21 protein-coding genes and 1 tRNA gene are annotated in these 25125 nt (G+C 67.6%); 14 read left to right on the forward strand and 8 right to left on the reverse strand.

Translation table 11 applies throughout. The features are described from left to right. The 7 genes from plsX to IE266_RS08970 all read left to right on the forward strand — a co-directional run bounded on the left by plsX (position 1) and on the right by IE266_RS08970 (position 5275). Positions 1-1125 (forward strand): phosphate acyltransferase PlsX, encoded by a 1125-nt coding sequence (plsX, locus tag IE266_RS08940; RefSeq protein WP_189679719.1) that lies wholly within the window; start codon positions 1-3, stop codon positions 1123-1125. After that, positions 1122-2093 carry a beta-ketoacyl-ACP synthase III gene (locus tag IE266_RS08945; RefSeq protein ID WP_189679720.1) on the forward strand — a complete coding sequence of 324 codons (972 nt, stop codon included), beginning with the start codon at positions 1122-1124 and terminating at the stop codon, positions 2091-2093. Before plsX ends, IE266_RS08945 begins: the two co-directional genes overlap by 4 nt. 111 nt (positions 2094-2204) lie before the next feature. Continuing rightward, positions 2205-2507: an integration host factor subunit alpha gene (gene ihfA / locus IE266_RS08950; protein ID WP_189679721.1), complete on the forward strand. Its 303-nt coding sequence runs from the start codon at positions 2205-2207 to the stop codon at positions 2505-2507. 15 nt (positions 2508-2522) lie between these two features. Beyond that, the gene (locus IE266_RS08955) at positions 2523-3254 is read left to right on the forward strand and encodes a MerR family transcriptional regulator (protein WP_189679722.1); all 732 of its coding nucleotides are present in this window, start codon (positions 2523-2525) and stop codon (positions 3252-3254) included. Positions 3255-3317: 63 nt separating this feature from the next. Continuing rightward, a tRNA-Pro gene (locus tag IE266_RS08960) sits at positions 3318-3394 on the forward strand. Between the two features lie 55 nt (positions 3395-3449). Continuing rightward, positions 3450-4520, forward strand: a complete 1071-nt coding sequence (locus IE266_RS08965) for a 2'-deoxycytidine 5'-triphosphate deaminase (protein WP_189679723.1) — start codon at positions 3450-3452, stop codon at positions 4518-4520. Between the two features lie 146 nt (positions 4521-4666). Further along, positions 4667-5275, forward strand: a complete 609-nt coding sequence (locus IE266_RS08970; RefSeq protein WP_189679724.1) for a DUF1236 domain-containing protein — start codon at positions 4667-4669, stop codon at positions 5273-5275. Positions 5276-5322: 47 nt separating this feature from the next. On the opposite strand, the gene IE266_RS08975 is transcribed toward IE266_RS08970, so the two are convergent. The 7 genes from IE266_RS08975 to IE266_RS09005 all read right to left on the reverse strand — a co-directional run bounded on the left by IE266_RS08975 (position 5323) and on the right by IE266_RS09005 (position 12088). After that, on the reverse strand, positions 5323-5619 hold the full coding sequence (locus tag IE266_RS08975) for a hypothetical protein (RefSeq protein WP_189679725.1): 297 nt from the start codon (positions 5617-5619) through the stop codon (positions 5323-5325). 40 nt (positions 5620-5659) lie between these two features. Then, positions 5660-6328 (reverse strand): SMC-Scp complex subunit ScpB, encoded by a 669-nt coding sequence (gene scpB / locus IE266_RS08980; protein ID WP_189679726.1) that lies wholly within the window; start codon positions 6326-6328, stop codon positions 5660-5662. Then, positions 6325-7107 (reverse strand): segregation and condensation protein A, encoded by a 783-nt coding sequence (locus IE266_RS08985; protein ID WP_189679727.1) that lies wholly within the window; start codon positions 7105-7107, stop codon positions 6325-6327. Before IE266_RS08985 ends, scpB begins: the two co-directional genes overlap by 4 nt. After that, positions 7100-8104 carry a beta-N-acetylhexosaminidase gene (gene nagZ, locus IE266_RS08990; RefSeq protein ID WP_189679728.1) on the reverse strand — a complete coding sequence of 335 codons (1005 nt, stop codon included), beginning with the start codon at positions 8102-8104 and terminating at the stop codon, positions 7100-7102. Before nagZ ends, IE266_RS08985 begins: the two co-directional genes overlap by 8 nt. Next, positions 8101-9033, reverse strand: coding sequence for an SPOR domain-containing protein (locus IE266_RS08995; RefSeq protein WP_189679729.1), 933 nt, complete (start codon positions 9031-9033; stop codon positions 8101-8103). Before IE266_RS08995 ends, nagZ begins: the two co-directional genes overlap by 4 nt. Positions 9034-9117: 84 nt before the next feature. Further along, entirely contained in the window at positions 9118-10863 is a 1746-nt protein-coding gene (gene argS, locus IE266_RS09000) for an arginine--tRNA ligase (RefSeq protein WP_189679730.1), read from the reverse strand. Between the two features lie 58 nt (positions 10864-10921). Beyond that, positions 10922-12088 (reverse strand): deoxyguanosinetriphosphate triphosphohydrolase, encoded by a 1167-nt coding sequence (locus IE266_RS09005; RefSeq protein ID WP_189679731.1) that lies wholly within the window; start codon positions 12086-12088, stop codon positions 10922-10924. A gap of 79 nt (positions 12089-12167) precedes the next feature. Here IE266_RS09005 and IE266_RS09010 point away from each other — a divergent pair, with 79 nt between their 5' ends. Continuing rightward, entirely contained in the window at positions 12168-12491 is a 324-nt protein-coding gene (locus tag IE266_RS09010) for a HesB/IscA family protein (protein WP_189679732.1), read from the forward strand. 86 nt (positions 12492-12577) lie between these two features. Here IE266_RS09010 and dnaE read toward each other — a convergent pair whose 3' ends face one another. Then, positions 12578-16093: a DNA polymerase III subunit alpha gene (gene dnaE / locus IE266_RS09015; RefSeq protein ID WP_189679733.1), complete on the reverse strand. Its 3516-nt coding sequence runs from the start codon at positions 16091-16093 to the stop codon at positions 12578-12580. 362 nt (positions 16094-16455) lie between these two features. On the opposite strand from dnaE, the gene xdhA reads away from it, so the two are divergent. From xdhA to IE266_RS09045, 6 genes are all read left to right on the forward strand, one after another. Further along, complete coding sequence (gene xdhA / locus IE266_RS09020; RefSeq protein WP_189679734.1) at positions 16456-17835, forward strand: xanthine dehydrogenase small subunit; 1380 nt, start codon at positions 16456-16458, stop codon at positions 17833-17835. After that, positions 17832-20252, forward strand: a complete 2421-nt coding sequence (gene xdhB / locus IE266_RS09025) for a xanthine dehydrogenase molybdopterin binding subunit (RefSeq protein WP_189679735.1) — start codon at positions 17832-17834, stop codon at positions 20250-20252. The genes xdhA and xdhB overlap by 4 nt, the downstream gene beginning before the upstream one ends. Continuing rightward, positions 20242-21174: a xanthine dehydrogenase accessory protein XdhC gene (xdhC, locus tag IE266_RS09030; protein WP_189679736.1), complete on the forward strand. Its 933-nt coding sequence runs from the start codon at positions 20242-20244 to the stop codon at positions 21172-21174. Before xdhB ends, xdhC begins: the two co-directional genes overlap by 11 nt. Then, positions 21171-22688 carry an ABC transporter ATP-binding protein gene (locus tag IE266_RS09035; protein ID WP_189679737.1) on the forward strand — a complete coding sequence of 506 codons (1518 nt, stop codon included), beginning with the start codon at positions 21171-21173 and terminating at the stop codon, positions 22686-22688. The genes xdhC and IE266_RS09035 overlap by 4 nt, the downstream gene beginning before the upstream one ends. Positions 22689-22958: 270 nt before the next feature. Further along, a complete protein-coding gene (locus tag IE266_RS09040; protein ID WP_189679738.1) occupies positions 22959-24038 on the forward strand; it encodes an ABC transporter permease in 1080 nt (359 codons plus the stop codon). Between the two features lie 3 nt (positions 24039-24041). After that, on the forward strand, positions 24042-24962 hold the full coding sequence (locus IE266_RS09045) for an ABC transporter permease (protein ID WP_189679739.1): 921 nt from the start codon (positions 24042-24044) through the stop codon (positions 24960-24962). Positions 24963-25125 lie beyond the last annotated feature (163 nt).

A 25125-nucleotide genomic window follows, 5' to 3' on the forward strand; every position in this document is an offset into this window, starting at 1 on the left:
ATGACGCCCCAGCCTGATACCGACGGTGCGCTCGCCCGCCGCATCCTGATTTCGGTGGACGCCATGGGTGGCGATAACGGCGCTGAGGCCGTTATTGCCGGCATGGCCAAATCCGCCGAGAAGAATCCAGACATAGGCTATATCCTGCACGGCCCCCGCGCCGAGCTGGAACCCCTTGTCGCGCGCACTCCCGGCCTCTCCGACCGAATCCACGCCTGGCACGACGTCTCCGAGGTCGTGACCATGGAGGACAAGCCCAGCCACGTGGTGCGCCACGGCTCGGGCACCTCGATGTGGTCGGCGATCGATTCTGTGCGCGACGGCGAGGCCAAGGCCGCCGTCTCCTGCGGCAATACCGGCGCACTGATGGCGATCTCGACCATCCGCTTGCGCCGCCTGCCCGGCGTCAACCGTCCCGCCATCGCGATTCTCTGGCCCTCGCGCAATCCGCAGGGGTTCAACGTCATGCTCGACGTCGGCGCCGATGTCCGCGCCGATGCCCGCGACCTGCTGCAATTCGCGCTGATGGGCGCCTCCTATGCCCGCAACGGCATGAATTTGGCCCGCCCCCGGATCGGCCTGCTGAACGTCGGCACCGAAGAGCACAAGGGCCGCCCCGAGCTCAAGGAAGCGCATACGCTGATCGCCCGCTACGCCGAGACCGGCCGCTTCGATTTCGTCGGATTCGTCGAGGGCAGCGACCTGCCCGGCGCCACCGCTGACGTGATCGTGACCGACGGCTTCACCGGCAATGTCGCGATCAAGACCGGCGAAGGCACCGCGACCCTGATCAGCGACCTGCTGCGCGAGGGGTTTCAGTATTCCTTCCTGTCGCGCATCGCGGCTCTGCTTGCCCTGCCCTCGTTGAACCGCCTGAAAAAGCGGATAGATCCGCGCCGGGTCAACGGCGGGGTCTTCCTCGGGCTGAACGGTACCGTGGTCAAATCGCACGGCCGCGCCGATGCGACCGGAGTCTCCGCCGCCATCAAGCTCGCCTTCCAGCTCGCGCAGTCCGGTTTCTCGGAAAAACTTGCGGCGCGGGTTGCATCCGTTGACGAGCTTGCTCAAGATGGCGCCGAACTGCCCGAAAAGGCGGCAGGAACACATAACGAAGGTCAGGAATGACACTGCGAGCGGTTGTGAAGGGGGTCGGACACCACCTGCCCCAGCGGGTAGTGCCCAATTCCGAATTCGAATCGAAACTGGATACCTCTGACGAATGGATTCGCTCCCGCTCCGGGATCGAGCGGCGCCATTTCGCCGCCGAGGACGAGACCACCTCGGATCTCGCCACCAAGGCCGCCGAGGCAGCCCTTGCCGATGCTGGCCTGCAGGCCGATGACATCGACGCGATCATCCTTGCCACATCGACCGCCGACCTGACCTTCCCCTCGGCCGCCACCATGGTGCAGGCCCGCCTCGGCATGACCCGCGGCTTTGCGTTCGACGTGCAGGCGGTCTGCGCCGGCTTCGTCTACGCGCTGGCCAATGCCAACGCGCTGATCCTCTCGGGTCAGGCCAAGCGCGTGCTGGTGATCGGCGCCGAGACCTTCAGCCGTATCCTCGACTGGAACGACCGCTCCACCGCCGTGCTCTTCGGTGACGGCGCCGGCGCGCTGGTGCTCGCGGCCGAAGAGGGCACGGGCAACGCCAACGACCGCGGCATCCTGTCGACCGACCTGCATTCCGACGGCCGTCACCGCGAACTGCTCTACGTCGACGGCGGCGTATCGACCCAGAGCACCGGCTTCCTGCGGATGCAGGGCAACCAGGTCTTCCGCCACGCAGTCGAGAAACTCGCCGCCACCGCCGAGGCGGCACTCGACAAGGCCGGGCTGACCAGCGCCGATGTCGACTGGATTGTCCCGCACCAGGCCAATATCCGCATCATCCAGGGCACTGCCAAGAAGATGGGCCTGCCGATGGAACGGGTGGTCGTGACCGTCCAGGACCACGGCAACACCTCGGCCGCATCGATTCCCCTCGCGCTCTCGGTCGGCAAGGCGCGCGGCCAGATCAAGCCGGGCGATCTGCTCGTCACCGAGGCAATCGGCGGCGGCCTGGCCTGGGGCGCGGTGGTCCTGCGCTGGTAATTCGGGTCCCGGCTGGCATTTAACTGTCATTTCAAGGCCATTGGATTCATTCACATTGACAGCGAATTTCGCCAGACCCTATTGTCTTCGAGCAAACAAGGGGATTTGGCGATGGGCGAAAAGACTCTCACCAGGATGGACCTGAGCGAAGCGGTGTTCCGCGAGGTTGGACTGTCGCGGAACGAAAGTGCCCAACTGGTCGAGCGGATGCTCGAACATATGTCCGACGCCCTGGTGCGCGGCGAACAGGTCAAGATCTCGTCCTTCGGCACCTTCAGCGTGCGCGAGAAATCCGCCCGGGTCGGCCGCAACCCGAAGACCGGCGAAGAGGTTCCGATCCAGCCGCGCCGCGTGCTGACCTTCCGCCCGTCGCACCTGATGAAGGACCGTGTTGCCGCCGGCAACAAGAAGTAAGCGGAAAACAGCCTCATGACCAAATCGCCTGATGCCTTTCGCACCATCAGCGAGGTGGCCGACTGGCTCGGCGTTCCCGCCCATGTCCTGCGCTTCTGGGAAAGCAAGTTCACCCAGGTGAAGCCGGTCAAGCGCGCCGGCGGCCGCCGCTATTACCGCCCCGCCGACATGCTGCTGCTCGGGGGTATCAAGGCGCTGCTGCACAACGAGGGCATGACCATCAAGGGCGTGCAGAAGATGCTGCGCGAACAGGGCATTGGCTCGGTTTCTTCAAAGTCGCAGCCGCTCGATTCCGAAATCGACGTCACCATCGAGGCCACCGCCGAACCCGAAGTGGTCGACACCGCCATTACCGAAACCCGCGTGGTTCCCTTCAAGACCCGCGACGCCGGTGCCTCGGCCCCCGGCCTGCCGGACGAGGAACACCCCGAGGCCGCCGTGGAGCCCGAAGGGACGCCGCAAGCAGAATCGCCGGCGGCCAAGCCCGAATCGGATTCGCCCCGCCTGCCCTCGTTCCTGCACCGCGTCCGGCCCGCCGCGGAAGAGGCCGAACCGGCCCGCCCGCGCGCCCTCGTCGTCGATGCGCCCGATCCGGCGCCCGATTCCGAGCTGACGGTCGCGCCCGGCATCCTGGGCCGCCTGTCCACCCTGAACCGCCTCACGGACGCCCAGGCACGCGATCTGGCCCCCGTGGCGCAGGCCCTGCGCGCCTGGCTGGACCAGTCCGGCGGCGCCCGCGCAACCTGACGGCAATTTGCGCGTGATTCCCTCTTGTTCCCGGCTTCAAAACCGGTATGTAACGCCCATCGTCGGGCTATGGCGCAGCCTGGTAGCGCGTCCGTCTGGGGGACGGAAGGTCGCAGGTTCAAGTCCTGCTAGCCCGACCAAATCACACCGACGATACCGCCGTCGCGCCAACCCGCCCATCAAAGGGGGATTGGCGTGACCGGTGTGTTTGCAAATCAGGCAATAGTTGAGATGATCGCCGATGGCGCGATTGTCGCGACCCAGTCCATCGACGCCGCGCAGGTACAACCTGCAAGCCTCGACCTGCGGCTCGGCCATGTCGCCTACCGCGTCCGCGCCTCCTTCCTTGCCGGCCACGGTCGCACCGTCTCCAGCCGGCTCGAGGAATTCGAGATGCACCGCATCGACCTCGGCGGCGGCGCGGTGCTGGAAAAGGGCTGTGTCTACCTCGTCCCGCTGATGGAATCGCTCGCCCTGCCCGCCGGCGTGCTGGCGGTGGCCAATGCCAAGAGCTCGACCGGACGGCTCGACCTGCTGACCCGCACCATCACCGACGGCGGCACCGAGTTCGACCGCATTCCCAACGCCTATCACGGCCCGCTCTACGCCGAGATCTGCCCGCGCTCCTTCTCGGTGCTGGTCCGGCCCGGAATGCGCCTGAACCAGATCCGCTTCCGCAAGGGCCAGGCCGTGCTCTCCGACGCCGAGCTGCGCGCGCTCCACGCCGAGACGCCCCTGGTCGACGGCGAAGCGGTCATCCAGGACGGCCTCGGCTTCTCGGTCGACCTCGCGCTCGATGGCGGTCTCGTCGGCTATCGCGCCAAGCCGCATACCGGGGTGATCGACCTCGCGAAGATCGGCCATTACGACCCGGCGGAATACTGGGAAGAGATCCGCACCCAGAACGGCCAGATCATCCTCGACCCCGGCGCCTTCTACATCCTCGTCAGCCGTGAGGCGGTGACCATCCCGCCGCAATACGCCGCCGAGATGGCGCCCTATCTCGCCATGGTCGGGGAATTCCGCGTGCATTACGCCGGATTCTTCGATCCGGGCTTCGGCTATGCCGCCGCCGGCGGTGCCGGCTCGCGCGGGGTGCTCGAGGTGCGCTGCCACGAGGCACCCTTCGTGCTGGAACACGGCCAGGTGGTTGGTCGGCTGGTCTACGAACGGATGGCCGCCGTGCCGACCCAGCTCTACGGCTCTGGAATCGCCTCGAACTACCAGGGTCAGGGCCTGAAGCTCGCCAAGCATTTCAAGGCGTAAGCGGGCAAAGCTTAAGCTCGGCCGCGCCCGCAGCGCGGCAAACTCCCGCGCATGTCGCAGGGCCGCCGGAACTGCCGTGTGGCCCCGTCCGTTTACTCCCCAAGACGCCGCAGTCCCTGCGGCGCGCAATGTGAGGAGTAAGTGACATGACCTTTACACGCCCCCTTACCGCCACCGCGGTCCTGCTCGCGCTCGCGGCTCCGGCTTCGGCCCTGACGGCGAACGCGACCACCGACCTGAACCTGCGCGCGGGCCCCGGCGCGCAATACCCGGTCGAAGGCGTCATCCAGACCGCCGACGCCGTCGACGTGCAGGGCTGCATCGCGGGTTCGGAATGGTGCAAGGTGATGTATGACGGCAAGGAAGGCTGGGCCCATTCCGCCTACCTGACCGCCAGCTACCAGGCCAAGCCGGTCGTGGTCTACGAGAACTTCCAGCAGCTCGAAGTGGCGCCGCTCGACTACGTGACCGACGACAAGAACCCGGCCAGGACGTTCCAGCCGGTCGGCGACCTCATCATCGGCCAGCCGACCAACATGCCGATCGTCGTCGATGACAACGTCACCCTGCAATATGTGACGGCGAACCCGGTGCAGCCGGTCTACCTGAACGGCGAGGTCGTGGTGGGTGCCGGCATCCCGGCAGCGGTCGAGGTCTACCCGGTCCCCGATACCACCTACCAGTATCTGAACGTGAACGATCAGCTGGTGGTGATCGAACCGCAGACCCGCCAGATCATCCGCGTCGTCCGTTAAAGCGGTTCAAACAAGGACGAAGGCCCCGGCGAAACCGCCGGGGCCTTTTACTTGCCGTTCTCCCGCGCCGCCCGCCGCGCCTGCCGCACCGCGCGGCGCTCGGCCCTGCGGCGAGCCTCGTCGTCCTGCGGGCCCGGTGGCTGCTGCGCAATCGGCGTATCGTCGAAATCCGGGTCCGGCAGCGGCACCGTCCGGGCCGGCGGCGGCATCCGGTCGGCATCCTGCTGACGCTTGCCGCCCTTCTTCTTGCCCGTCGCCGCATTGATCCCGGCATTGATCCCGGTGTGGATCGCCCGCCGCAGCACGGTGTTGACGATCATCCTGATGATCTGGTCAATGTTCATCTCAGCTCTCTCCCGCCCCCGGTTCTGCTGGCAAACGGCCTCACTCGTCGAACAGTTCCGGCTGCCCGATGATCTCGTCGTCTTCTTCGTCCGGCTCCTGTGGCCCGAGGCTGAACGCCCCCGGAGGCGGCCGGTTCTCCAGCAGCCCGGCCGCACGCAGCTCCTTGAGCCCCGGCAGATCCCGCGCGCTCTCCAGCCCGAAGTGATCGAGGAAACTCGGCGTCACCACGAAGGTCACCGGCCGCCCCGGCGTCATCTTGCGCCGCCCGAGCCGGATCCACTCCATCTCCATCAGCTGATCGATGGTCCCACGCGAGACCGACACGCCGCGAATCTCCTCGATCTCGGCCCGCGTCACCGGCTGGTGATAGGCGATGATGGCCAGCGTCTCGATGGCGGCCCGGCTCAGCTTGCGGGTCTCGACGGTTTCCTTCTGCATCAGGAACCCGAGGTCAGGCGCCGTGCGGATCGCCCAGGCGTCATCCACCTTGACCACCCGAACCCCGCGCCCCTCGTACCGCTTGCGCAGCCTCACCAGCGCCTCGGCGGCATCGCAGCCGATCGGCATCCGCGCTTCCAGGTCCTTCACCGTGACCGGCTCGGCCGAGGCAAAGAGCATGGCTTCGACCATGCGCTCCTGTTCGCCTTCGGGCGGCGCGGCGAAAAGGCTTTTCTCTTCCTCCTCAAGGGGCTCGGTCACGTCGTTCATGTCCTCTTGCGGACCTCGATGGGCGCAAAGATCGCGCTCTGGCGAATTTCCAGCTGACCCTGCTTTACCAGTTCCAGCGAGGCGGCAAAAGTCGCGGCGGTGGCCGACCGCCGCTTCACCGGATCGGTTTCCCACCCCTCGGGCAGATACGAGACGATCTCGGTCCAGTCACCGGCAAAGCCGATCAGCCCGCGCATCCGGTCCAGAGCCTCCTCCATGGTGTAGACCGATTTGCGGTCCATCACGAAGGGGCGAAAGTCGTCACGCGTGCGGATGCGGGCATAGCCCTGCATAAGGTCGAGCAGCGTCGCGGTGAACTTCACCGTGCGGATGCGCAGCACATCCTCGCTCTGCCCCCGCGCGAAGACATCGCGCCCCAGCCGGTCGCGCGCCATCAGCCGAGCCGCCGCCTCGCGCATCGCCTGCAACCGCTCCAGCTGGAAGGCCAGGTGGGCGGCAAGGTCTTCGCCGCTCGGCCCTTCCTCGGTCGGGTCCGGCGGCAGCAGCAGGCGCGACTTCAGGAAGGCCAGCCAGGCCGCCATCACCAGGTAATCGGCCGCCAGCTCGATCCGCAGCGCCTTGGCCTTCTCGACGAAGGCCAGGTATTGCCGCGCCAGCTCCAGCACCGAGATCTTGCGCAGGTCCACCTTCTGGGTGCGCGACAGCGTCAGCAACAGGTCGAGCGGCCCCTCGAAGCCCTCGACGTCGACGATCAGCGCCTCGGCGGCGAGACGGTCGGCGACCGAAACCTTGTCTTCCTGGAACTCGTCGTCACCCATAGACCTGTCCGCGCATCAGGCGGGCAAGCTCCGCTTCTGCGGCGTCAATGTCAAGCGGCGCAGGGGCGCGACGCGTGGCCAGCGCCGCCTCGGCGCGGGCCTGCGCGGCCTCGCCCATGCGCCCAGCGGCCTCGGCCACCTGCGCGCGCTCCTCCAGCGTGGCGTTGCACAGCAGGACCACGTCGCAGCCCGCGGCGATGGATTGCTCCGAGAGCTCGGCCAGCGAGCCCGACAGCGCCTTCATCGAGATATCGTCGGTCATGATGAGGCCGCCAAAGCCGATCTGCTCGCGGATCAGCGCCATCATCCGGGGCGAGATCGTCGCCGGCAGATCGTCGATCGCGGAATAGACGAGATGCGCGGTCATCCCCATCGGCAGGTCGTTCAGCGCCCGGAAGGCGGCAAAGTCGGTATCGTCCAGCGCCTCGGGGTCGGCATCGACATGGGGCAGCTCGTGGTGGCTGTCCATCGTCGCGCGGCCGTGGCCCGGAATGTGCTTGAGCACCGGCAGCACGCCGCCGTCCAGCATCCCCTGGGCCACCGCCCGCCCGATCCGCGCCACCGCGCCCGGCTCGGTGCCATAGCAGCGGTTGCGCAGGAAATCATGCGTCCGCGGTCCGGCCAGATCGACCATCGGCGCGCAATTGCCGTCGATGCCAAGCGCCAGCAACTCGTCCGCGATCAGCCGATAGCGCAGGTACATCGCCCGCTCGGCGCCCTCGCCCGCCAGCGCCACGTGGTCCAGCGGCGGATGCCATACCCTTGCCAGCGGCGCGCGCAGGCGCTGCACGCGCCCGCCCTCCTGGTCGATCAGGATCGGCGCCGCACGCCCCACCGCCGCCCGCATCTCGTCGCAAAGCGCGCGGATCTGGTCGGGCGTATCGAGGTTGCGAGCGAACAGGATGAACCCGAAGGGATCGGCCTCGCGGAACAACGCCTTTTCGTTCGAGGTCAGCCGCAGCTCCTCGGCATCGATGATCGTCGCGCCGAAACTCACCTTGTGGTCACCGGGATGCAGTCGGCCTTCTCGGCGGCCAGCACGGCGCAGAAGCGGCGCGCATCGGCCATGTCGTTGAAGCCCATCGCCCGCAGCCGGTAGAAGGTCCGCCCGCCACTGGTGGCCTTCTGCACCACGCGGGTCTTGTCGCCCAGGTAGTCGCCGAAACGGATGTTCAGCTTGTCCCACTCCGACCGCGCCGTATCGGGCGAGTCAAAGGCACCGAGCTGCGCCAGCTTCGCGCCCGACGGCACGCTCTCGGGGTCGGCCTCGCGCACCTTGCCGGTATAGCGCACCGAGTCGCCCTCTTCGATCTCCTCGGCAGCCAGCGCCGCCAGCTTCTCGGGCCGCGCACGCGGCCGCAGCGAGCGCGACAGGCCCGGACCGTCAAACGCCTTGACCTCGGGCACATCGGCCGCGTTCAGCCGCGCGGGCTGCACGATGGCGCCCGCGTCAGAGGCGGGCTCCTCGGCATCCTCGGCATTGCCGTTGATCAGTTGCTGCACCAGCGAGTCGACCGAAGCCTTGGTCAGCTCTTCCTGGCTGCGCGGCTCGGCGGCCGCGGCGGTCTCTTCGGTCATCGGCCGGTCTTCTTCGGTCAGCTCGACCGCTTTCGGCGCCAGCTTGATGCTCTCGGCCACCGGGGCCGCCGTGCCCTGCGCCGCGACCGCGTTCACCGCCAGGCCCTGGTTGCCGGCCATCTCGCCGCCCGGTTCCTTGGGGGCAACCCGCATCGGCCCCTCGATGGCGCGCACCACCGGCACCCCGCTGACATCGCGCACCCAGAGCTTGTAGCCCCAGACGCAGATCCCGGCGATCAGCACCAACGAGGCCAGAGCCCCCGCGATGTTGACAAGTTTGCCAAGCCCGCCCGTTGCCGGCCCGGAATCCGGGCCTGCCACCGCATCGGTGTATTCGATATCCGCCATGTCCGCCTCGCTGCCCGTTTCGTGCGGTTTTCCGCATCATGGGTCGTCTTGTCTTCTGCCTCGGACCGGCGTTCGGGCGATTTTCTACCGCATCTCCTGCGCCGGCTTGACGCCAAGAATAGCAAGACCTGCGGAAATGACAACGGAAACGGCACGCGCCAGGGCCAATTTCGCTTGACTCGTGGTCACGTCGTCCTCCTGCAGGAATCGCAGCGAACTGTCGTCATTGCCCCGGTTCCACAGCGCGTGGAAATCGCCGGCCAGCTCGTAGAGGTAGAAGGCCACGCGGTGCGGCTCGTTGGTGCGCGCGGCGATCTCGACCAGCCGCGGCCATTCGGCCAGCTGCTTGGCGACCTTGATCTCGGCCTCGTGGTTCAGCGCCGAAAGGTCGGCCTTCGCGCAAGAGGTCAGGTCGGCGTCGATGCCGGCATCCTCGGCCTTGCGGATCACGCTCATGATCCGCGCATTGGCATATTGCACGTAGAACACCGGGTTCTCGCGGCTCTGCTCCAGAACCTTGTCGAAATCGAAGTCCAGCGGCGCATCGTTCTTGCGGGTCAGCATGACGAAACGGGTGACATCGGGGCCGACCTGCTCGACCACGTCGCGTAGGGTTACGAAATTGCCGGCCCGCTTGGACATCTTGAACGGCTCGCCGTTCTTGAATAGCCGCACCAGCTGGCAGAGCTTGATGTCGAGCGGCACCCGCCCGTCCGACAACGCGCTCACCGCCGCCTTCATCCGCTTGACGTAACCACCGTGGTCGGCGCCGAAGACGTCGATCAGGGCGTCGAAGCCGCGGGTGATCTTGTCATAATGATAGGCGATATCCGGCGCGAAGTAGGTCCAGGACCCGTCCGACTTCATCACCGGGCGGTCGACGTCGTCGCCATGCGCGGTCGAGCGGAACAGCGTCTGCTGGCGCGGCTCCCAATCCTCGGGGGTCTTGCCCTTGGGCGGCTCCAGCACGCCCTCGTAGATCAGCCCCTTGGCCTTCAGCGCCTCAAGCGCCGCCTCGATCCGGCCGGTGCCATAGAGCGACTTCTCCGAATAGAAGACGTCCATCTTGACGCCCAGCGTCAACAGGTCCTCGCGGATCAGGTCCATCATCGCGTTGGTGGCGAATTCGCGCACTGGCGCCAGCCAGACCTCTTCCGGTTCCTCCAGATAGGCATCGCCCACCTTGTCCTTCAGCGCCTCGCCCACCGGGATCAGGTAGTCGCCGGGATAGCTGCCCTCGGGCCAGTCGACGCTCAGGTCATGCGCCTCCTGATACCGCATGTAGACCGACCGGGCGAGCACATCGACCTGCGCGCCGCCGTCGTTGATGTAATACTCGCGCGTCACGTCATAGCCGGCATAGGCCAGCAGGCTCGCCAGCGCATCGCCGAAGACCGCGCCACGGGTGTGGCCCACGTGCAGCGGCCCGGTCGGGTTGGCCGAGACATATTCGACGTTGACCTTCGCGCCCTTGCCCATGGTCGAGCGGCCATAGTCCGCACCGTCCTCCAGCACCGCGCCCACCAGTTCCTGCCAGATCGAGGGCGCCAGCCGCAGGTTCAGGAACCCCGGCCCGGCCACCTCGGCGCTGACAACCCGCGCGTCGTCGATCAGCTTCTTCGCCAGCAACTCGGCAATCGCGCGCGGCTGCATCCCCGCCGGCTTGGCCAGCACCATCGCGGCATTGGTCGCCATGTCCCCATGCCCGGCATCGCGCGGCGGTTCGACCGCGACGGCATCGGTCGCCAGGCCCGAGGGGATTGCCCCTTCATCGGCCAGGGCGGCGAGGCTTTCGATCACCAGCGTGCGGATATCGGCAAAGAGGTTCATGTCGTGTGTCCTTTCGATCCAGCGGGTCTACCATGCGCGCGGGCAAGGTCAACGCCGTTCAGATCGGGGCCTGTTCTTCCAGTTCGATGCCGCCCAGAAGCCGGGCATGTTCCTGCAAGGCGAAGCGGTCGGTCATGCCCGAGATGTAATCCGAGACGATCCGCGCCAGCGCGGTTTCGCCCTCGGCTTCGGCCACATCCTTGCGCCACTGCTTGGGCAGTTGGTCGGGATGCGCCATGAAATAGGGGAACAGCTCGTTGACCACCTGCGTCACCTGCGCCCGCACCACCACCACGCTCGGCGCGCGATACATGCGCTGGAACAGGAATGTGCGGATCACCTTTAGATCCTCGAACAGCGGATCCGAGAAGCGGATCAGCCCCCGCACCGCATGGCGCACCTCCTCGACCGACTGCGGGTCGATCTCGGCCAGGCGCACGCGGGCAAAGCCGATCACGTCCTCGACCAGAACCCCGAAGAAACGCCGCAGCGCCTCGTGCCGGCGGCGGTAATAGTTCAGGCCGGGATACTTGCGGTCGACCTCGCCGAAACAGGCATCCAGGATCGGCAGCGCCGCCAGCTCGTCGGTCGAGAACAGCTCGGCCCGCAGCCCGTCGTGCAGGTCGTGGTGGTTATAGGCCACGTCATCGGCAATCGCCGCCACCTGCGCCTCGGCGCTGGCATAGGTGCCCAGTTCAAGGTCGTTCACCTTGATGTATTCCGCCATCGCCCAGGGCAGCTCTCCGGTGACCGGCCCGTTGTGCTTGGCCAGCCCCTCCAGCGTCTCCCAGGTCAGGTTCAGCCCGTCGAACTCGGCATAGTGCCGCTCCAGATGGGTGACGATGCGGATCGCCTGCGCGTTGTGATCGAAGCCGCCATAGGGCGCCATCAGCGCGCTCAGCGCATCCTCGCCGGTATGGCCGAAGGGCGGATGCCCCAGGTCATGCGCCAGCGCCACCGCCTCGGTCAGCTCGGGGTTCAGCCCCAGCGCGCCCGAAATCGTCCGCGCCACCTGCGCCACCTCGATCGAATGGGTCAGCCGGGTGCGATAATAGTCGCCCTCGTGCTCGATGAAGACCTGTGTCTTGTGCTTCAGCCGCCGGAAGGCGCTGGCATGGATGATCCGGTCCCGGTCGCGGTGAAAACACGAACGGAAAGAACTTTCTTCCTCGGGCACCAGCCGCCCGCGCGAACGCGCGGGATCCGATGCATAGGGCGCGGTCATGTTGCTGATCCTTGTCGCCTGTCCCAAGGCTTTCTATATTCACTTGCAGGAACGAATGAAACCGCCCGGAGCCAATGCAATGCAGCTTCCCCCCAAGGTCACCGAACGCGCCTTCGACCGCCTCGCCGAAATCGGCGCCGCGGATCAGGGCAAGGCCCTGCGCGTCGCGGTCGAAGGCGGCGGCTGCTCGGGCTTCCAATACGAGATACAGCTCGACACCCCCGCCTCTGACGACCTCGTGCTCGAAGGCAAGGGCGAGAAGGTGGTGGTCGACTCGGTCTCGCTGCCCTTCCTGTCGAACGCCACCATCGACTTCGCCGACGAACTGATCGGCGCGCGCTTCGTCATCGAGAACCCGAACGCCACATCGTCCTGCGGCTGCGGCACCTCCTTCTCGATCTGACGCCGCGCCCGGCGGCGCGGGTGCAGGTGAGTATTTTTGAAGAGAAGAAGCAGCAGGTTGCGCGCCAAAGCTGATCCGGCGCGCGGCTAGAGTTCTTCCACCATGACCACGCCTTCCAGGCTCTTGAGCGCGCCCTTGATCGCCGGGTTGATCGCGAAATCCTGACCGAGGTCGATCTCCACCTCGCCCGGCAGGTCAGGGTCCAGCAGGCAGAGCTGCACCGGCCCCTTGGCGGCATTGCGCGCGGCGGCCTTGGCCTCTTCCAGCACGGTCGCGATGGTCCCGACCGCCCCCGCTGCGCCGACGAAGACGCGCAGGCCCGAAGTGCCGGCATCGGCCACCGCGTTGTCGATCGGGCCAATGGCGCGCGCCAGCAGCTTGAGCTGGTCCGCCTCCATCGTCGCCTCGACAGTGAGCACGACCTTGGAGCCGGTCTCGAGATATTGCCTCGAGGCTTCAAGGGTTTCCGAGAAGATCGTAACCTCGTAGGCACCCGTCGCATCGCTCAGCTGGGCAAAGGCGAAACGGTTGCCACGCGCCGATTTGCGTTCCTGCCGCCCGGCAACGACGCCGGCGAGCTTCGCCACCTGCGCCCCGCCCGACGCCCGCGCGCGCAGCTCGTCCAGCGTCAGCACCCCCTTGCGCCGCAGCGGCGCCATGTAGTCGTCGAGCGGGTGGCCCGAGAGGTAGAAGCCGATCGCCTTGAACTCTTCCGCCAGCCGCTCGGCCGGCAACCAGTCCGAGGTCGAGGGCAGCCGCGGTTCCGGCAGGTCGTCGCCTGCCTCGCCAAAGAGCGAGACCTGCGCCGAGGCCTTCTGCTCGTGGATCGCCGCCGAATAGGCCACCAGCGCATCCAGGCTCTCGAATACCCGCTTGCGGTTGCCGTCAAGCTGGTCGAAGGCGCCGGCGCGGGCCAGCATCTCCATCGGCCGCTTGCCGACCCGCTTGAGATCGGCCCGCCGGGCCAGGTCGAAGAGCGTGACGAAGGGCTTGTCCTGCCCGCTCGCATGTCGCGCGTCGGTGATGATCTTCATCGCCTCGACGCCGACGTTCTTTAGCGCGCCCAGCGCATAGACCAGCGCGCCCTTGTCGACGGTGAACTTCGCCTCCGAACGGTTGACGCAGGGCGGGATCACTTCGATCCCCAGCCCCTTGCGCACCTCCTCGCAATAGATCGCCAGCTTGTCGGTGAGATGGATATCGCAGTTCATCACGCCGGCCATGAACTCAACCGGGTGGTTCGCCTTCAGCCAGGCGGTCTGATAGCTCACCACCGCATAGGCGGCGGCGTGCGACTTGTTGAAGCCGTAGTTGGCGAATTTCTCCAGTAGGTCAAAGACTTCGCTGGCCTTCTTCTTGTCGACGCCCTTCTCGAGCGAGCCCTTCTCGAACTTGGGCCGCTCCTTGGCCATCTCGGCAGCGATCTTCTTGCCCATGGCGCGGCGCAAAAGGTCGGCGCCCCCAAGGGAATAGCCGGCCATCTCCTGGGCGATCTGCATCACCTGTTCCTGGTAGACGATGATGCCCTGGGTCTCTTCCAGGATATGGTCGATCAGCGGATGGATGCTTTCGCGCGGCTTCAGCCCGTTCTTCACCTCGCAATAGGTCGGGATGTTCTCCATCGGACCGGGGCGGTAGAGCGCCACCAGCGCCACGATGTCCTCGATGCAGGTCGGCTTCATCCGCTTGAGGGCATCCATCATGCCCGAGCTTTCCACCTGGAACACCGCCACTGTCTTGGCCGCGGCGTAGAGCTTGTACGAGGCCTCGTCATCCAGCGGGATGGCGTTGATGTCATCCTCGGTCCCGGCGGCGGGCGTATAGAGCTCGCGCCCGTCGGCCGCCACATGCAGGTGCCGCCCCGAGGCGCGGATCAGATCGACCGCGTTCTGGATCACGGTCAGCGTCTTGAGGCCGAGGAAGTCGAACTTCACCAGCCCCGCCTGTTCGACCCATTTCATGTTGAACTGGGTCGCCGGCATGTCGGACCGCGGATCCTGGTAGAGCGGCACCAGCGCATCCAGCGGCCGGTCGCCGATCACCACGCCGGCGGCGTGGGTCGAGGCGTTGCGCAGCAGCCCCTCGACCTGCTGGCCGTATTCCAGCAGCCGCGCCACCACCTCCTCGGCCTTGGCTGCCTCGCGCAGGCGCGGCTCGTCTGCCAGCGCCTTCTCGATGCTGACGGGCTTCACGCCCTCGACCGGAATCATCTTCGACAGCCGGTCCACCTGCCCATAGGGCATCTGCAGCACCCGGCCCACGTCGCGCACCGCCGCCTTCGACAGCAGCGCCCCAAAGGTGATGATCTGCCCCACCCGGTCGCGGCCGTATTTCTCCTGCACATAGCGGATCACCTCCTCGCGGCGGTCCATGCAGAAGTCGATGTCGAAGTCGGGCATCGAGACCCGCTCGGGGTTGAGGAAGCGTTCGAACAGCAGCGAATAGCGCAGCGGGTCGAGGTCGGTGATGGTCAGCGCATAGGCCACCAGCGACCCCGCGCCCGACCCCCGCCCCGGCCCGACCGGAATGCCCTGGTCCTTGGCCCATTTGATGAAGTCGGCCACGATCAGGAAGTAGCCGGGAAAGCCCATCTGCTCGATGATGCCCAGTTCGAACTCCAGCCGCTTCTCGTAGTCCTCGACCGGCGCCGAATGCGGGATCACCGCCAGGCGCGCGGCCAACCCCTCGACCGCCTGGCGGCGCAGTTCCACCACCTCGTCATCGGCAAAGCGCGGCAGGATCGGCGCGCGCTTCTTCGCCATGAAGGCACAGCGGCGCGCGATCTCGACGGTGTTCTCGATCGCCTCGGGCAGGTCAGCGAAGAGCACCGCCATCTCCTGCCCGCTCTTGAAGTAATGCTGCGGCGTCAGACGGCGGCGCGAGTCCTGCTGGTCGACATAGGCTCCCTCGGCGATGCAGATCAGCGCGTCATGCGCCTCGTACATGTCCGACTTCGGGAAGTAGACGTCGTTGGTGGCCACCAGCGGAATATCCATCGCATAGGCCATCTCGACATGGCCCCGCTCGGTCAGCCGCTCGGCCTCGGTCGGGTTGCCGTCCTCGCCGGGGTGGCGCTGCAACTCGATGTAGAGCCGGTCGCCGAAGGCCGCGTGCAGGCGCCGCACCAGCGCCTCGGCAGCGGGCCGCTGACCGGCCTGCAGCAGCATCCCCACCGGCCCTTCCGGCCCGCCCGAGAGGCAGATCAGCCCGCCCGAATGCGCCTCCAGCTCCTCGACCGTCACCTGCGGCAACTGCCCGCCCTTGCCGATATAGAGGCAGGAGTTCAGCTTCATCAGGTTCTCGTAGCCCGCCTCGGACTGCGCCAGCAGCACCAGCGGCGCGGGGTGCCGCGCCTTGTCTCCCGGCTGCACCTCGACATAGGCAAGGTCGACCTGGCAGCCGATGATCGGCTGCACCCCCGCCCCGCTGGCATAGACCGAGAATTCCAGCGCCGCGAACATGTTGTTCGTATCGGTCACCGCCACCGCAGGCATCGCCGCCGCCTTGCAGAGCTTGGGCAGCTCCTTGAGCCGCACCGCGCCTTCCAGCAGCGAGTATTCGGTATGGACGCGAAGATGGATGAATCGGGGGGACTGGCTCATGCGCGAAACCTACCCAGAGGCACCGCCGGCAGCAATGCGCGAAAGCGGCCGCGCGGGCGCGGCAGCAAGGCGAACCCCTCGACCAACGCACGAAGAATAAGCCACGATTATTCTGAAAAACCAAAAGCTGCTTCGCCCAGCCCGCCCCGAACCAGCCCGCCATCGCCCGCGCGGGCTTGCTTATTTTCAGGTCGGGCAGCGCTTTGGCCCATGCCCTCGCGGCAAGGCGGCCAAGCTTTCGCTTGCCAGATCCCCCGCCCCCTTTCTAACCTGACTGCAACAATATTTGGCCGGCGCCTCTCTACGTCGCATCGAGAGACGCCACACCGGGCCGCAACAGGGGTAAGGCGACGGGTTTTGAAATGAACATCACCTTTCTTCTGAACGGAGAGAGCGTGGAGCTGACAGCCGTGTCCGCGACCGACACGCTGCTCGACTGGCTGCGCGAGACGCGCGGCCTGACCGGCACCAAGGAAGGCTGCAACGAGGGCGACTGCGGCGCCTGCACGGTGATGGTCTCCGACGCCACCGGCACCCGCGCGCTCAACGCCTGCATCCTGCTGCTGCCGCAGCTGCACGGCCGCTCGGTGCGTACGGTCGAGGGTCTCTCGGACGACGGCGCCCTGCACCCGGTGCAGGACGCGATGATCACCCATCACGGTAGCCAATGCGGCTTCTGTACCCCCGGATTCGTCATGTCGATGGCCGTGGCCCATGCCAATGGCGCCACCGACCACGACGACCAGCTGGCCGGCAACCTCTGCCGCTGCACCGGCTACGCCCCGATCCTGCGTGCCGCCCGCGCCGCCGAGGGCGCGCCCGCGCCCGAATGGCTGGAAACCGACCGCGGCTTCCGCCTGCCGCAGGATCCGCCAGCCAAGGCACCCCTGCCCGCCGCACCGCGCAACTCCGACGCGCTCGCGGCGCTCTACGCCGCCCACCCGCAGGCCACGCTGGTCGCCGGGGCCACCGACGTCGGCCTCTGGGTCACCAAGCAGCTGCGCGACCTGCCCGAGGTGATCTTCCTCGGCCAATGCGACGACCTGAAGACCATCGAGACCACCGAGGCCGCCATCCGCTTCGGCGCCATGGTCGACATGAACCGCGTGCGCGCGGCGGTGGCCCCCCTGCACCCCTCCTATGCCGAGATGATCCGCCGCTACGGGTCCATGCAGGTCCGCAATGCCGCCACCATCGGCGGCAATATCGCCAATGGCTCGCCCATCGGCGACAACCCTCCGGCGCTGATCGCGCTCGGCGCGACGCTGCACCTGCGCAAGGGCGACACCCGCCGCGACCTGCCGCTGGAAGACTTCTTCCTCGACTACGGCAAGCAGGACCGCGCCCCCGGCGAATTCGTCGAGGCGGTCAGCATCGCGCGCCAGCCCGACCGGCTGAAGGTCTACAAGCTGTCCAAACGGTTCGATCAGGATATCTCCGCCCTCTGCGGCGCCTTCAACATCACGGTCGAGGATGGACGCGTGACGGCCGCCCTAATCGCCTTCGGCGGCATGGCCGGCATCCCGAAACGCGCCACCCATGTCGAAGCCGCGCTGACCGGCCAGCCCTGGACCGCCGAAACCGTGGCTCGGGCGCAATCCGCCTTCGCGCAGGACTTCACCCCGATGAGCGACATGCGCGCCTCGGCCGCCTATCGCCTCGACAGCGCCAGGGCCATGCTCGCCCGCTGCCACGCCGAGACCACCGGCGCAGCCGTATCCGTGCTGGAGGTGCACCCATGAGCGTCGCCAGCCCTCTGCCCCATGACGCCGCCCGCCTGCATGTGACCGGCACAGCGCGCTACATCGACGACATCCCGGTGCCCAGGGGCTGCCTGCACCTCGCCTTCGGTCTCTCGACCATCGCGCGCGGCCGCATCACCGCGATGGACCTGGCGGCGGTGCGCGCCGCCCCCGGCGTCGTCGCGGTGCTGACCGCCGAAGACCTGCCCTTCGCCAACGACGTCTCGCCCTCGGCCCATGACGAGCCGCTGCTCGCCACCGGCACGGTGCATTACGTCGGCCAGCCGATCTTCTGCGTCATCGCCACCAGCCACCTCGCCGCCCGCAAGGCGGCACGGCTGGGCAAGATCGCCTATGACGAGGCACCCCCGATCCTCACCTTCGACGAGGCGCTTGCCGCGAATAGCCGCTTCGAGGAAGGACCGCGCATCTACCAGAAAGGCGACCCGGCCGCCGCCATCGCCAGCGCGGCGCATGTGGTCGAAGGCCGCCTCGAACTCGGCGGGCAGGAGCACTTCTACCTCGAAGGCCAGGCCGCCCTCGCCCTGCCGCAGGAAGGCGGCGACATGCTGGTGATGAGCTCGACCCAGCACCCGACCGAGATCCAGCACAAGGTGGCCGAGGCCATCGGCGTGCCGATGCACGGCGTGCGCGTCGAGACACGCCGGATGGGCGGCGGCTTCGGCGGCAAGGAAAGCCAGGGCAATGCGCTGGCGGTGGCCTGCGCCGTGGCTGCGCGGCTTACCGCCAAACCCTGCAAGATGCGCTATGACCGCGACGACGACATGGTCATCACCGGCAAGCGCCACGACTTCCGCATCGACTACCGCGCCGGTTTCGACGCCGAGGGGCGAATCGCCGGGGTCGAATTCGTGCATTACACCCGCTGCGGCTGGGCGATGGACCTCTCGCTGCCGGTCGCCGACCGCGCGATGCTGCACGCCGACAACGCCTACCTGCTGGAGAATGCCCGGATCGAGAGTCATCGGCTCAAGACCAACACCCAATCCGCCACCGCCTATCGCGGCTTCGGCGGCCCGCAGGGCATGGTCGGGATCGAACGGGTGATGGACCATGTCGCCCATGCCCTGGGCCTGGACGGGGCCGAGGTGCGCCGGCGGAACTATTATGCGGAGATGTCCGAGGGGGGGCCGTCTGCCCCCCCGACGGCTCCGCCGTCCCCCCCCGAGAGGATTTCCGAAGAGAAGAAGCATGAAGATCTCGCCAGCCGGGGGGCCGTTGGCGAAACCACCCAGGCGGCTCCGGCGGCACCCGCCGGCGCGCAGACCACGCCCTATGGCATGGAGGTCTCGGACTTCATCCTGCACGGGCTGACGCGGAAGCTGCTGGAAACCAGCGACTATGCCGCCCGCCGCGCGGCGATCGACGCCTGGAACGCCGGCAACCCGATCCTCAAGCGGGGCATCGCCTTCTCGCCGGTGAAGTTCGGCATCTCGTTCACCCTGACCCACCTGAACCAGGCCGGCGCGCTGGTGCATGTCTACCAGGACGGCTCGGTCCACCTGAACCACGGCGGCACCGAGATGGGCCAGGGCCTGTTCCAGAAGGTGGCCCAGGTGGCGGCGGCGCGCTTCGGCATCCCGCTGGAGATGGTGAAGATCACCGCCACCGATACCGGCAAGGTGCCCAATACTTCGGCCACCGCCGCCTCCTCGGGCAGCGACCTGAACGGCATGGCGGTCAAGGCGGCCTGCGACACCATCCGCGACCGGATGGCGGTGCATCTGGCGCAAGAACACCAATGCGCCCCCGAGGACGTCCGCTTCGAGGGCGGCCGCGTGCTGGTCGGCGGCGAGAGCATGAGCTTTGCCGAGGCGGCGCAGCGCGCCTATGTCGCCCGCATCAGTCTTTCGGCCACCGGCTTCTACAAGACGCCGAACGTGGCCTGGGACCGCATCAAGGGCCAGGGCCGGCCGTTCTTCTACTTCGCCTATGGCGCGGCGGTGACCGAGGTGGCGGTCGATACGCTGACCGGCGAGAACCGCATCCTGCGCGCCGACGTCCTGCACGATGCCGGCGCCTCGCTGAACCCGGCGCTGGACATCGGCCAGGTCGAGGGCGGCTATGTCCAGGGCGCCGGCTGGCTCACCACCGAGGAACTGGTCTGGGACGGCAAGGGGCGGCTGCGCACCCATGCGCCCTCCACCTACAAGATCCCTGCCTGCTCGGATCGGCCGGAGGTCTTCAACGTGGCGCTATGGGACGGGGCCAACCGCGAGGAGACGATCTATCGCTCCAAGGCGGTGGGCGAGCCGCCCTTCATGCTGGGCATCTCCGCCTGGCTGGCGCTTGGCCAGGCGGTGGCGGCCTGCGGCCCGCACTACCCCGCCCTGAACGCGCCGGCGACGGCGGAAGAGGTTTGGCGGGCCATCGGGAGGGCGCGCCATGGCCTTTGATCTCGACGACCTGCGCGCGGCGGTTACCGCCCATGGCCGGGTCGCCCGCGTCCTGGTGGCCGACCTGCGCGGCTCGGCCCCGCGCGAGGTCGGCGCTTCGATGCTGGTCTGGGACAGCGGCCAGTCCGGCACCATCGGTGGCGGCGCGCTGGAGTTCGAAGCGGCTCGCGTGGCGCGCGGCCTCGATGCGGACCGGCTGAGCCAGCACCCCCTCGGCCCCGCGCTCGGCCAATGCTGCGGCGGTGCGGTCACCCTGCTGACCGAGATCTATGACGCCGAGCGCGTCGCGCAGCTGGACAGCGCCGTCATCGCCCGCGCCACGCCCGGCGCCGGGCCGATGCCCCTGGCGGTCAAGCGGGTGCTGGCGCAGGCGCGCGGCACCGGTATCCTGCCGGAACCGCGCCTCACCGGCGGCTGGATGGTCGAGCCGCTGGCCCGTCCCGAGCGCGAGCTCTGGATCTGGGGCGCGGGCCATGTCGGCCGCGCCCTGGTCGCGGTGCTGGCGCCCCTGCCCGGGCTGCGCCTCACCTGGATCGACACCGCGCCGGACCGTTTCCCGGCCGAGGTTCCCGAAGGCGTCACCGCCCTGCCCGCCGCCGAACCGGCGCGCCTCGTCGCCCACGCCCCGGCACGGGCCGAGCACCTGATCCTCACCTATTCCCACGCGCTCGACCTGGAACTCTGCCACCAACTGCTGAACCACGGCTTCGCCAGCGCCGGGCTGATCGGCTCGGCCACCAAATGGGCGCGCTTCCGGTCACGCCTTGCACAGCTGGGCCATACCCCTGACCAGATCGCGCGCATCCGTTGTCCCATCGGGGACCCAGCCTTGGGAAAACATCCGCAGGCCATTGCGGTCGGTGTCGCTGCCGACATATTGCGAACCCGGACCGGCATCGAGAGGAGGAACCTGCGGGCATGACCAGAACATTGCTCAGCATCAATGGCTTGACCAAGGCCTACCCCGGCGTGGTCGCCAATTCCGAGGTCTCCTTCGAGATCGGTGAAGGTCAGGTCCATGCCCTCCTGGGCGAGAACGGCGCCGGCAAGTCGACGCTGGTCAAGATGATCTACGGGCTGGTCAAACCCGACAGCGGCACCATGACCCTGCGCGGCGCGCCTTACGCCCCGCCCGAGCCACGCGCCGCCCGCGCCGACGGCATCGCCATGGTGTTCCAGCACTTCTCGCTCTTTGACGCGCTGAACGTGGCCGAGAACATCGCGCTCGGGATGGAGACCCCGCCGCCGATGCGCGACCTCGCACGCCGGATCCGCGAGGTCTCGGAGACCTACGGCCTGCCGCTCGATCCCTACCGCACCGTCGGCGACCTCTCGGCCGGCGAACGCCAGCGGGTCGAGATCATCCGATGCCTGCTGCAGGACCCGAAACTCCTCATCATGGACGAGCCGACCAGCGTGCTCACCCCGCAGGAGGTCAACATCCTCTTCGGCACCCTGCGCAAGCTCTCCGCCGAGGGCACCGCCATCCTCTACATCAGCCACAAGCTAGAGGAGATCCGCGCACTCTGCGATCATGCGACCGTGCTGCGGCTCGGCAAGGTGGTGGGCGAATGCACCCCCAGGGAGACCACCGCCCGCGAGATGGCCGAACTGATGGTCGGCACCGCTCTGCAGACCCCGACGCGGGCGGGCCGCGACATGGGCGGCGTCGCGCTTGACGTGAGCGGGCTCTCCGCCGCCTCGCCCTCGGCCTTCGGCACCGCGCTCAAGAACATCCATCTCGCCGTGCGCGAGGGCGAGGTGCTGGGCATCGGCGGCGTCGCCGGCAACGGCCAGGACGAACTGCTGGCGGTACTCTCGGGCGAGATCCTGACGCCGGCCGACGCGGTCAAGCTCAAGGGCCGCCCGATCGGGCGCATGGGCCCGACGGCGCGCCGCGCCCTCGGCCTGCTGACCGCCCCCGAGGAACGCCTCGGCCATGCCGCCGCGCCGGACATGAGCCTGACCGAGAACGCGCTGCTTACCGGCTCGATTCGGGAGAACCTGGAAAGCAACGGCTTCCTCAAGTGGTCCGCCGCCGAGACCTTCGCCAGGAAGATCATCAAGTCCTTCGATGTGCGCACCCCCGGCCCCGGCACCGCGGCGCGGGCGCTCTCGGGGGGCAACCTGCAGAAGTTCGTGATCGGCCGCGAGGTGCTGCAGCGCCCCGAGGTGCTGGTGGTCAACCAGCCGACCTGGGGCGTCGACGCCAGCGCGGCCGCCGCGATCCGCCAGGCGATCCTCGATCTCGCCGCCAGCGGCGCGGCGGTGATCTGCATCAGCCAGGACCTCGACGAGCTGATGGAAATCGCCGACCGCTTCGCCGCCTTGAACGAAGGCCGCCTCTCCGAGCCGCGCCCGACCCAGGGGCTGAGCGTCGAGGAAATCGGCCTGATGATGGGCGGCGCCCACGGGATGGAGGTTGCCCATGTCTGACTCTGCCATCTCTGACCGGATCAAGGCGTCCCAGCTGGGACGGGGGGTCAACACATTGAAATCGAACGATATCCTTCGGGAGTGGTTTCCGGGACACCCCGCCCCCCCTGCCTTTCTCTTGTTTCCAAATACCTCCGGGGGTGAATTGGCCGCAGGCCAAGAGGGGGCGGCGCCCCCTGCCCGCCCCTTCCGCCGGCGCCAGGCCGGGGCGGGCGTAGGGCGGGGTTCACCCCGCCGCGCCGCCGGGACGAACCGCAAGGATATCCGCGCATGATCGTGCTCGAGAAACGGCCGCAGCCCTCGCGCGGCTGGTCGATGTCGACGCCGGTGCTCGCCGTGCTGGCGACCATGGTGGCGGGCGGGCTGCTCTTCGGGCTGCTGGGCAAGAACCCCTTCCTCGCCATCGAGACCATCTTCTGGGAGCCACTCTTCGGCGAATTCGCCTCCTACTACCGCCCGCAGCTGCTGGTGAAGGCCGCCCCGCTGGTGCTGATCGCCATCGGCCTCTCACTCGGCTTCAAGGCGGGCATCTGGAACATCGGCGCCGAGGGGCAGTACATCATCGGCGCGATCTGCGGCGCCGGGGTGGGCCTGGCCTTCTACCCGCTCGAAGCCTGGTACATCTTCCCGCTGATGGTCATCGGTGGCGCGCTTGGCGGCTGGGCCTGGGCGATGATCCCGGCCCTGCTCAAGGTGCGCTTCGGCACCAACGAGATCCTGGTCTCGCTGATGCTGGTCTATGTCGCCGAGAAGCTGCTGGCCTCGATGGCATTGGGCCTGCTGAAGAACCCGCAGGGCTTCGGCTTCCCCGGCAGCCGCAACCTCAACGACTATGCCAGCGCCACCAGCTGGATCAGCCAGGACGTCGGGCTGCACTGGGGCATGGCGGCGGCGCTGATCGCGGTGATCTTCGCCTATATCCTGCTGAACCGGCACATGCTGGGCTTCCAGATCCGCCTGACCGGCGAGGCGCCGCGCGCGGCGCGCTTTGCCGGGGTCAACCCGTCGCGGCTGATCCTCTTCTGCCTCGGCGCTTCGGGGATGCTCGCCGGGCTTGCCGGCCTCTTCGAGGTCGCCGGTCCCTCGGGCCAGATCACCATCGACTTCAACGCCAATTACGGCTTCACCGCGATCATCGTGGCCTTCCTCGGGCGGCTGCACCCGATCGGCATCCTGCTGGCGGGCCTGTTGATGGCGCTCACCTATATCGGCGGCGACATCGCGCAGGGCAATCTCGGGCTGCCGGCCGCCGCCGTGCAGGTGTTCCAGGGAATGCTGCTGTTCTTCCTGCTGGCCTTCGATTTGCTGACCAATTACCGCATCCGGCTGAAAACGCGCGAGGTGGCCTGAGCCATGGACCTGTCCCAGATCAACCCCGTCCTGCTGATCGCCTCGCTGATGGTCGCGGCCACGCCCCTCCTGCTGGCCACCATCGGCGAGCTGGTGGTGGAACGTGCCGGCGTGCTGAACCTCGGGGTCGAGGGCATGATGATCGTCGGCGCCATCTCGGGCTTTGCCGTGGCGGTCGAGACCGACTCGGCCTGGCTCGGCTTTCTCGCCGCCGCCGTCGGCGGCGCGGTGCTCTCGCTGCTCTTCGTGCTGCTGACCCAGGTGGCGCTGGCCAACCAGGTCGCCTCGGGCCTGGCGCTGACGCTCTTCGGTCTCGGCCTCTCCTCGCTGATGGGCCAGTCCTATGTCGGCATAAAGCCCCCGGCGATGGCGCGGCTCGACATTCCGGTGCTGTCGGACCTGCCGGTGATCGGCCCGATCCTGTTCCGCCACGACCCGCTGCTTTACATCGCCATCCTGATCATCGCCGGCGTCTGGGCGGTGCTGACCTTCACCCGCGCCGGGCTGATCCTGCGCGCGGTGGGCGAGAACCACGACGCCGCCCATGCGCTCGGCTACAAGGTGGTGCGGATCCGGATCATGGCGATCCTCTTCGGCGGCGCCTGCGCGGGCCTGGGCGGCGCCTATATCAGCCTGATCCGGGTGCCGCAGTGGACCGAGGGCATGACCGCCGGCGTCGGCTGGATCGCCCTCGCCCTGGTGGTCTTCGCCAGCTGGAAGCCCTGGCGCGTGCTGCTCGGCGCCTATCTCTTCGGCGGCATCACCGTGTTGCAGCTGAACCTGCAGGCCGCCGGCGTCGCCATTCCGGTCGAATACCTGGCGATGTCGCCCTATGTCGTCACCATCGTGGTGCTGGTGATCCTCTCGGCCGACAAGAGCCGCGCCCCGGCCTCGCTGGGCCGGCCGTTCCACGCCACCTCGTGACCGAGGCCGTTGGATAAAAAGGATTTTCGGGGGCGGCCCGTGCGGCCCCCGGCAAGATGCACATTTGACGGGCAGGTGCGAGCCTTTTGGGCAGGCCGCGATCGCACAGGCTTGAACACGCCCGTTGGATCGGGGAAACTCGCGGCCGGTCCAACCCATTACT

This window comes from Seohaeicola zhoushanensis (genome assembly GCF_014656415.1).
Classification (GTDB): Bacteria; Pseudomonadota; Alphaproteobacteria; order Rhodobacterales; family Rhodobacteraceae; genus Seohaeicola_A; species Seohaeicola_A zhoushanensis.

Bases quoted from the DNA above. Each gene is read 5' to 3' on its own strand.
- argS (WP_189679730.1), bottom strand. From the start codon at position 10,863: ATGAACCTCTTTGCCGATATCCGCACGCTGGTGATCGAAAGCCTCGCC.
- ihfA (WP_189679721.1), top strand. From the start codon at position 2,205: ATGGGCGAAAAGACTCTCACCAGGATGGACCTGAGCGAAGCGGTGTTC.
- IE266_RS08970 (WP_189679724.1), top strand. From the start codon at position 4,667: ATGACCTTTACACGCCCCCTTACCGCCACCGCGGTCCTGCTCGCGCTC.
- xdhC (WP_189679736.1), top strand. From the start codon at position 20,242: ATGGCCTTTGATCTCGACGACCTGCGCGCGGCGGTTACCGCCCATGGC.
- plsX (WP_189679719.1), top strand. From the start codon at position 1: ATGACGCCCCAGCCTGATACCGACGGTGCGCTCGCCCGCCGCATCCTG.
- IE266_RS09040 (WP_189679738.1), top strand. From the start codon at position 22,959: ATGATCGTGCTCGAGAAACGGCCGCAGCCCTCGCGCGGCTGGTCGATG.
- IE266_RS08995 (WP_189679729.1), bottom strand. From the start codon at position 9,033: ATGGCGGATATCGAATACACCGATGCGGTGGCAGGCCCGGATTCCGGG.
- IE266_RS09005 (WP_189679731.1), bottom strand. From the start codon at position 12,088: ATGACCGCGCCCTATGCATCGGATCCCGCGCGTTCGCGCGGGCGGCTG.
- IE266_RS08975 (WP_189679725.1), bottom strand. From the start codon at position 5,619: ATGAACATTGACCAGATCATCAGGATGATCGTCAACACCGTGCTGCGG.
- IE266_RS09010 (WP_189679732.1), top strand. From the start codon at position 12,168: ATGCAGCTTCCCCCCAAGGTCACCGAACGCGCCTTCGACCGCCTCGCC.
- IE266_RS08955 (WP_189679722.1), top strand. From the start codon at position 2,523: ATGACCAAATCGCCTGATGCCTTTCGCACCATCAGCGAGGTGGCCGAC.
- xdhB (WP_189679735.1), top strand. From the start codon at position 17,832: ATGAGCGTCGCCAGCCCTCTGCCCCATGACGCCGCCCGCCTGCATGTG.
- IE266_RS08945 (WP_189679720.1), top strand. From the start codon at position 1,122: ATGACACTGCGAGCGGTTGTGAAGGGGGTCGGACACCACCTGCCCCAG.
- scpB (WP_189679726.1), bottom strand. From the start codon at position 6,328: ATGAACGACGTGACCGAGCCCCTTGAGGAGGAAGAGAAAAGCCTTTTC.
- dnaE (WP_189679733.1), bottom strand. From the start codon at position 16,093: ATGAGCCAGTCCCCCCGATTCATCCATCTTCGCGTCCATACCGAATAC.
- xdhA (WP_189679734.1), top strand. From the start codon at position 16,456: ATGAACATCACCTTTCTTCTGAACGGAGAGAGCGTGGAGCTGACAGCC.
- IE266_RS09035 (WP_189679737.1), top strand. From the start codon at position 21,171: ATGACCAGAACATTGCTCAGCATCAATGGCTTGACCAAGGCCTACCCC.
- IE266_RS08985 (WP_189679727.1), bottom strand. From the start codon at position 7,107: ATGGGTGACGACGAGTTCCAGGAAGACAAGGTTTCGGTCGCCGACCGT.
- IE266_RS09045 (WP_189679739.1), top strand. From the start codon at position 24,042: ATGGACCTGTCCCAGATCAACCCCGTCCTGCTGATCGCCTCGCTGATG.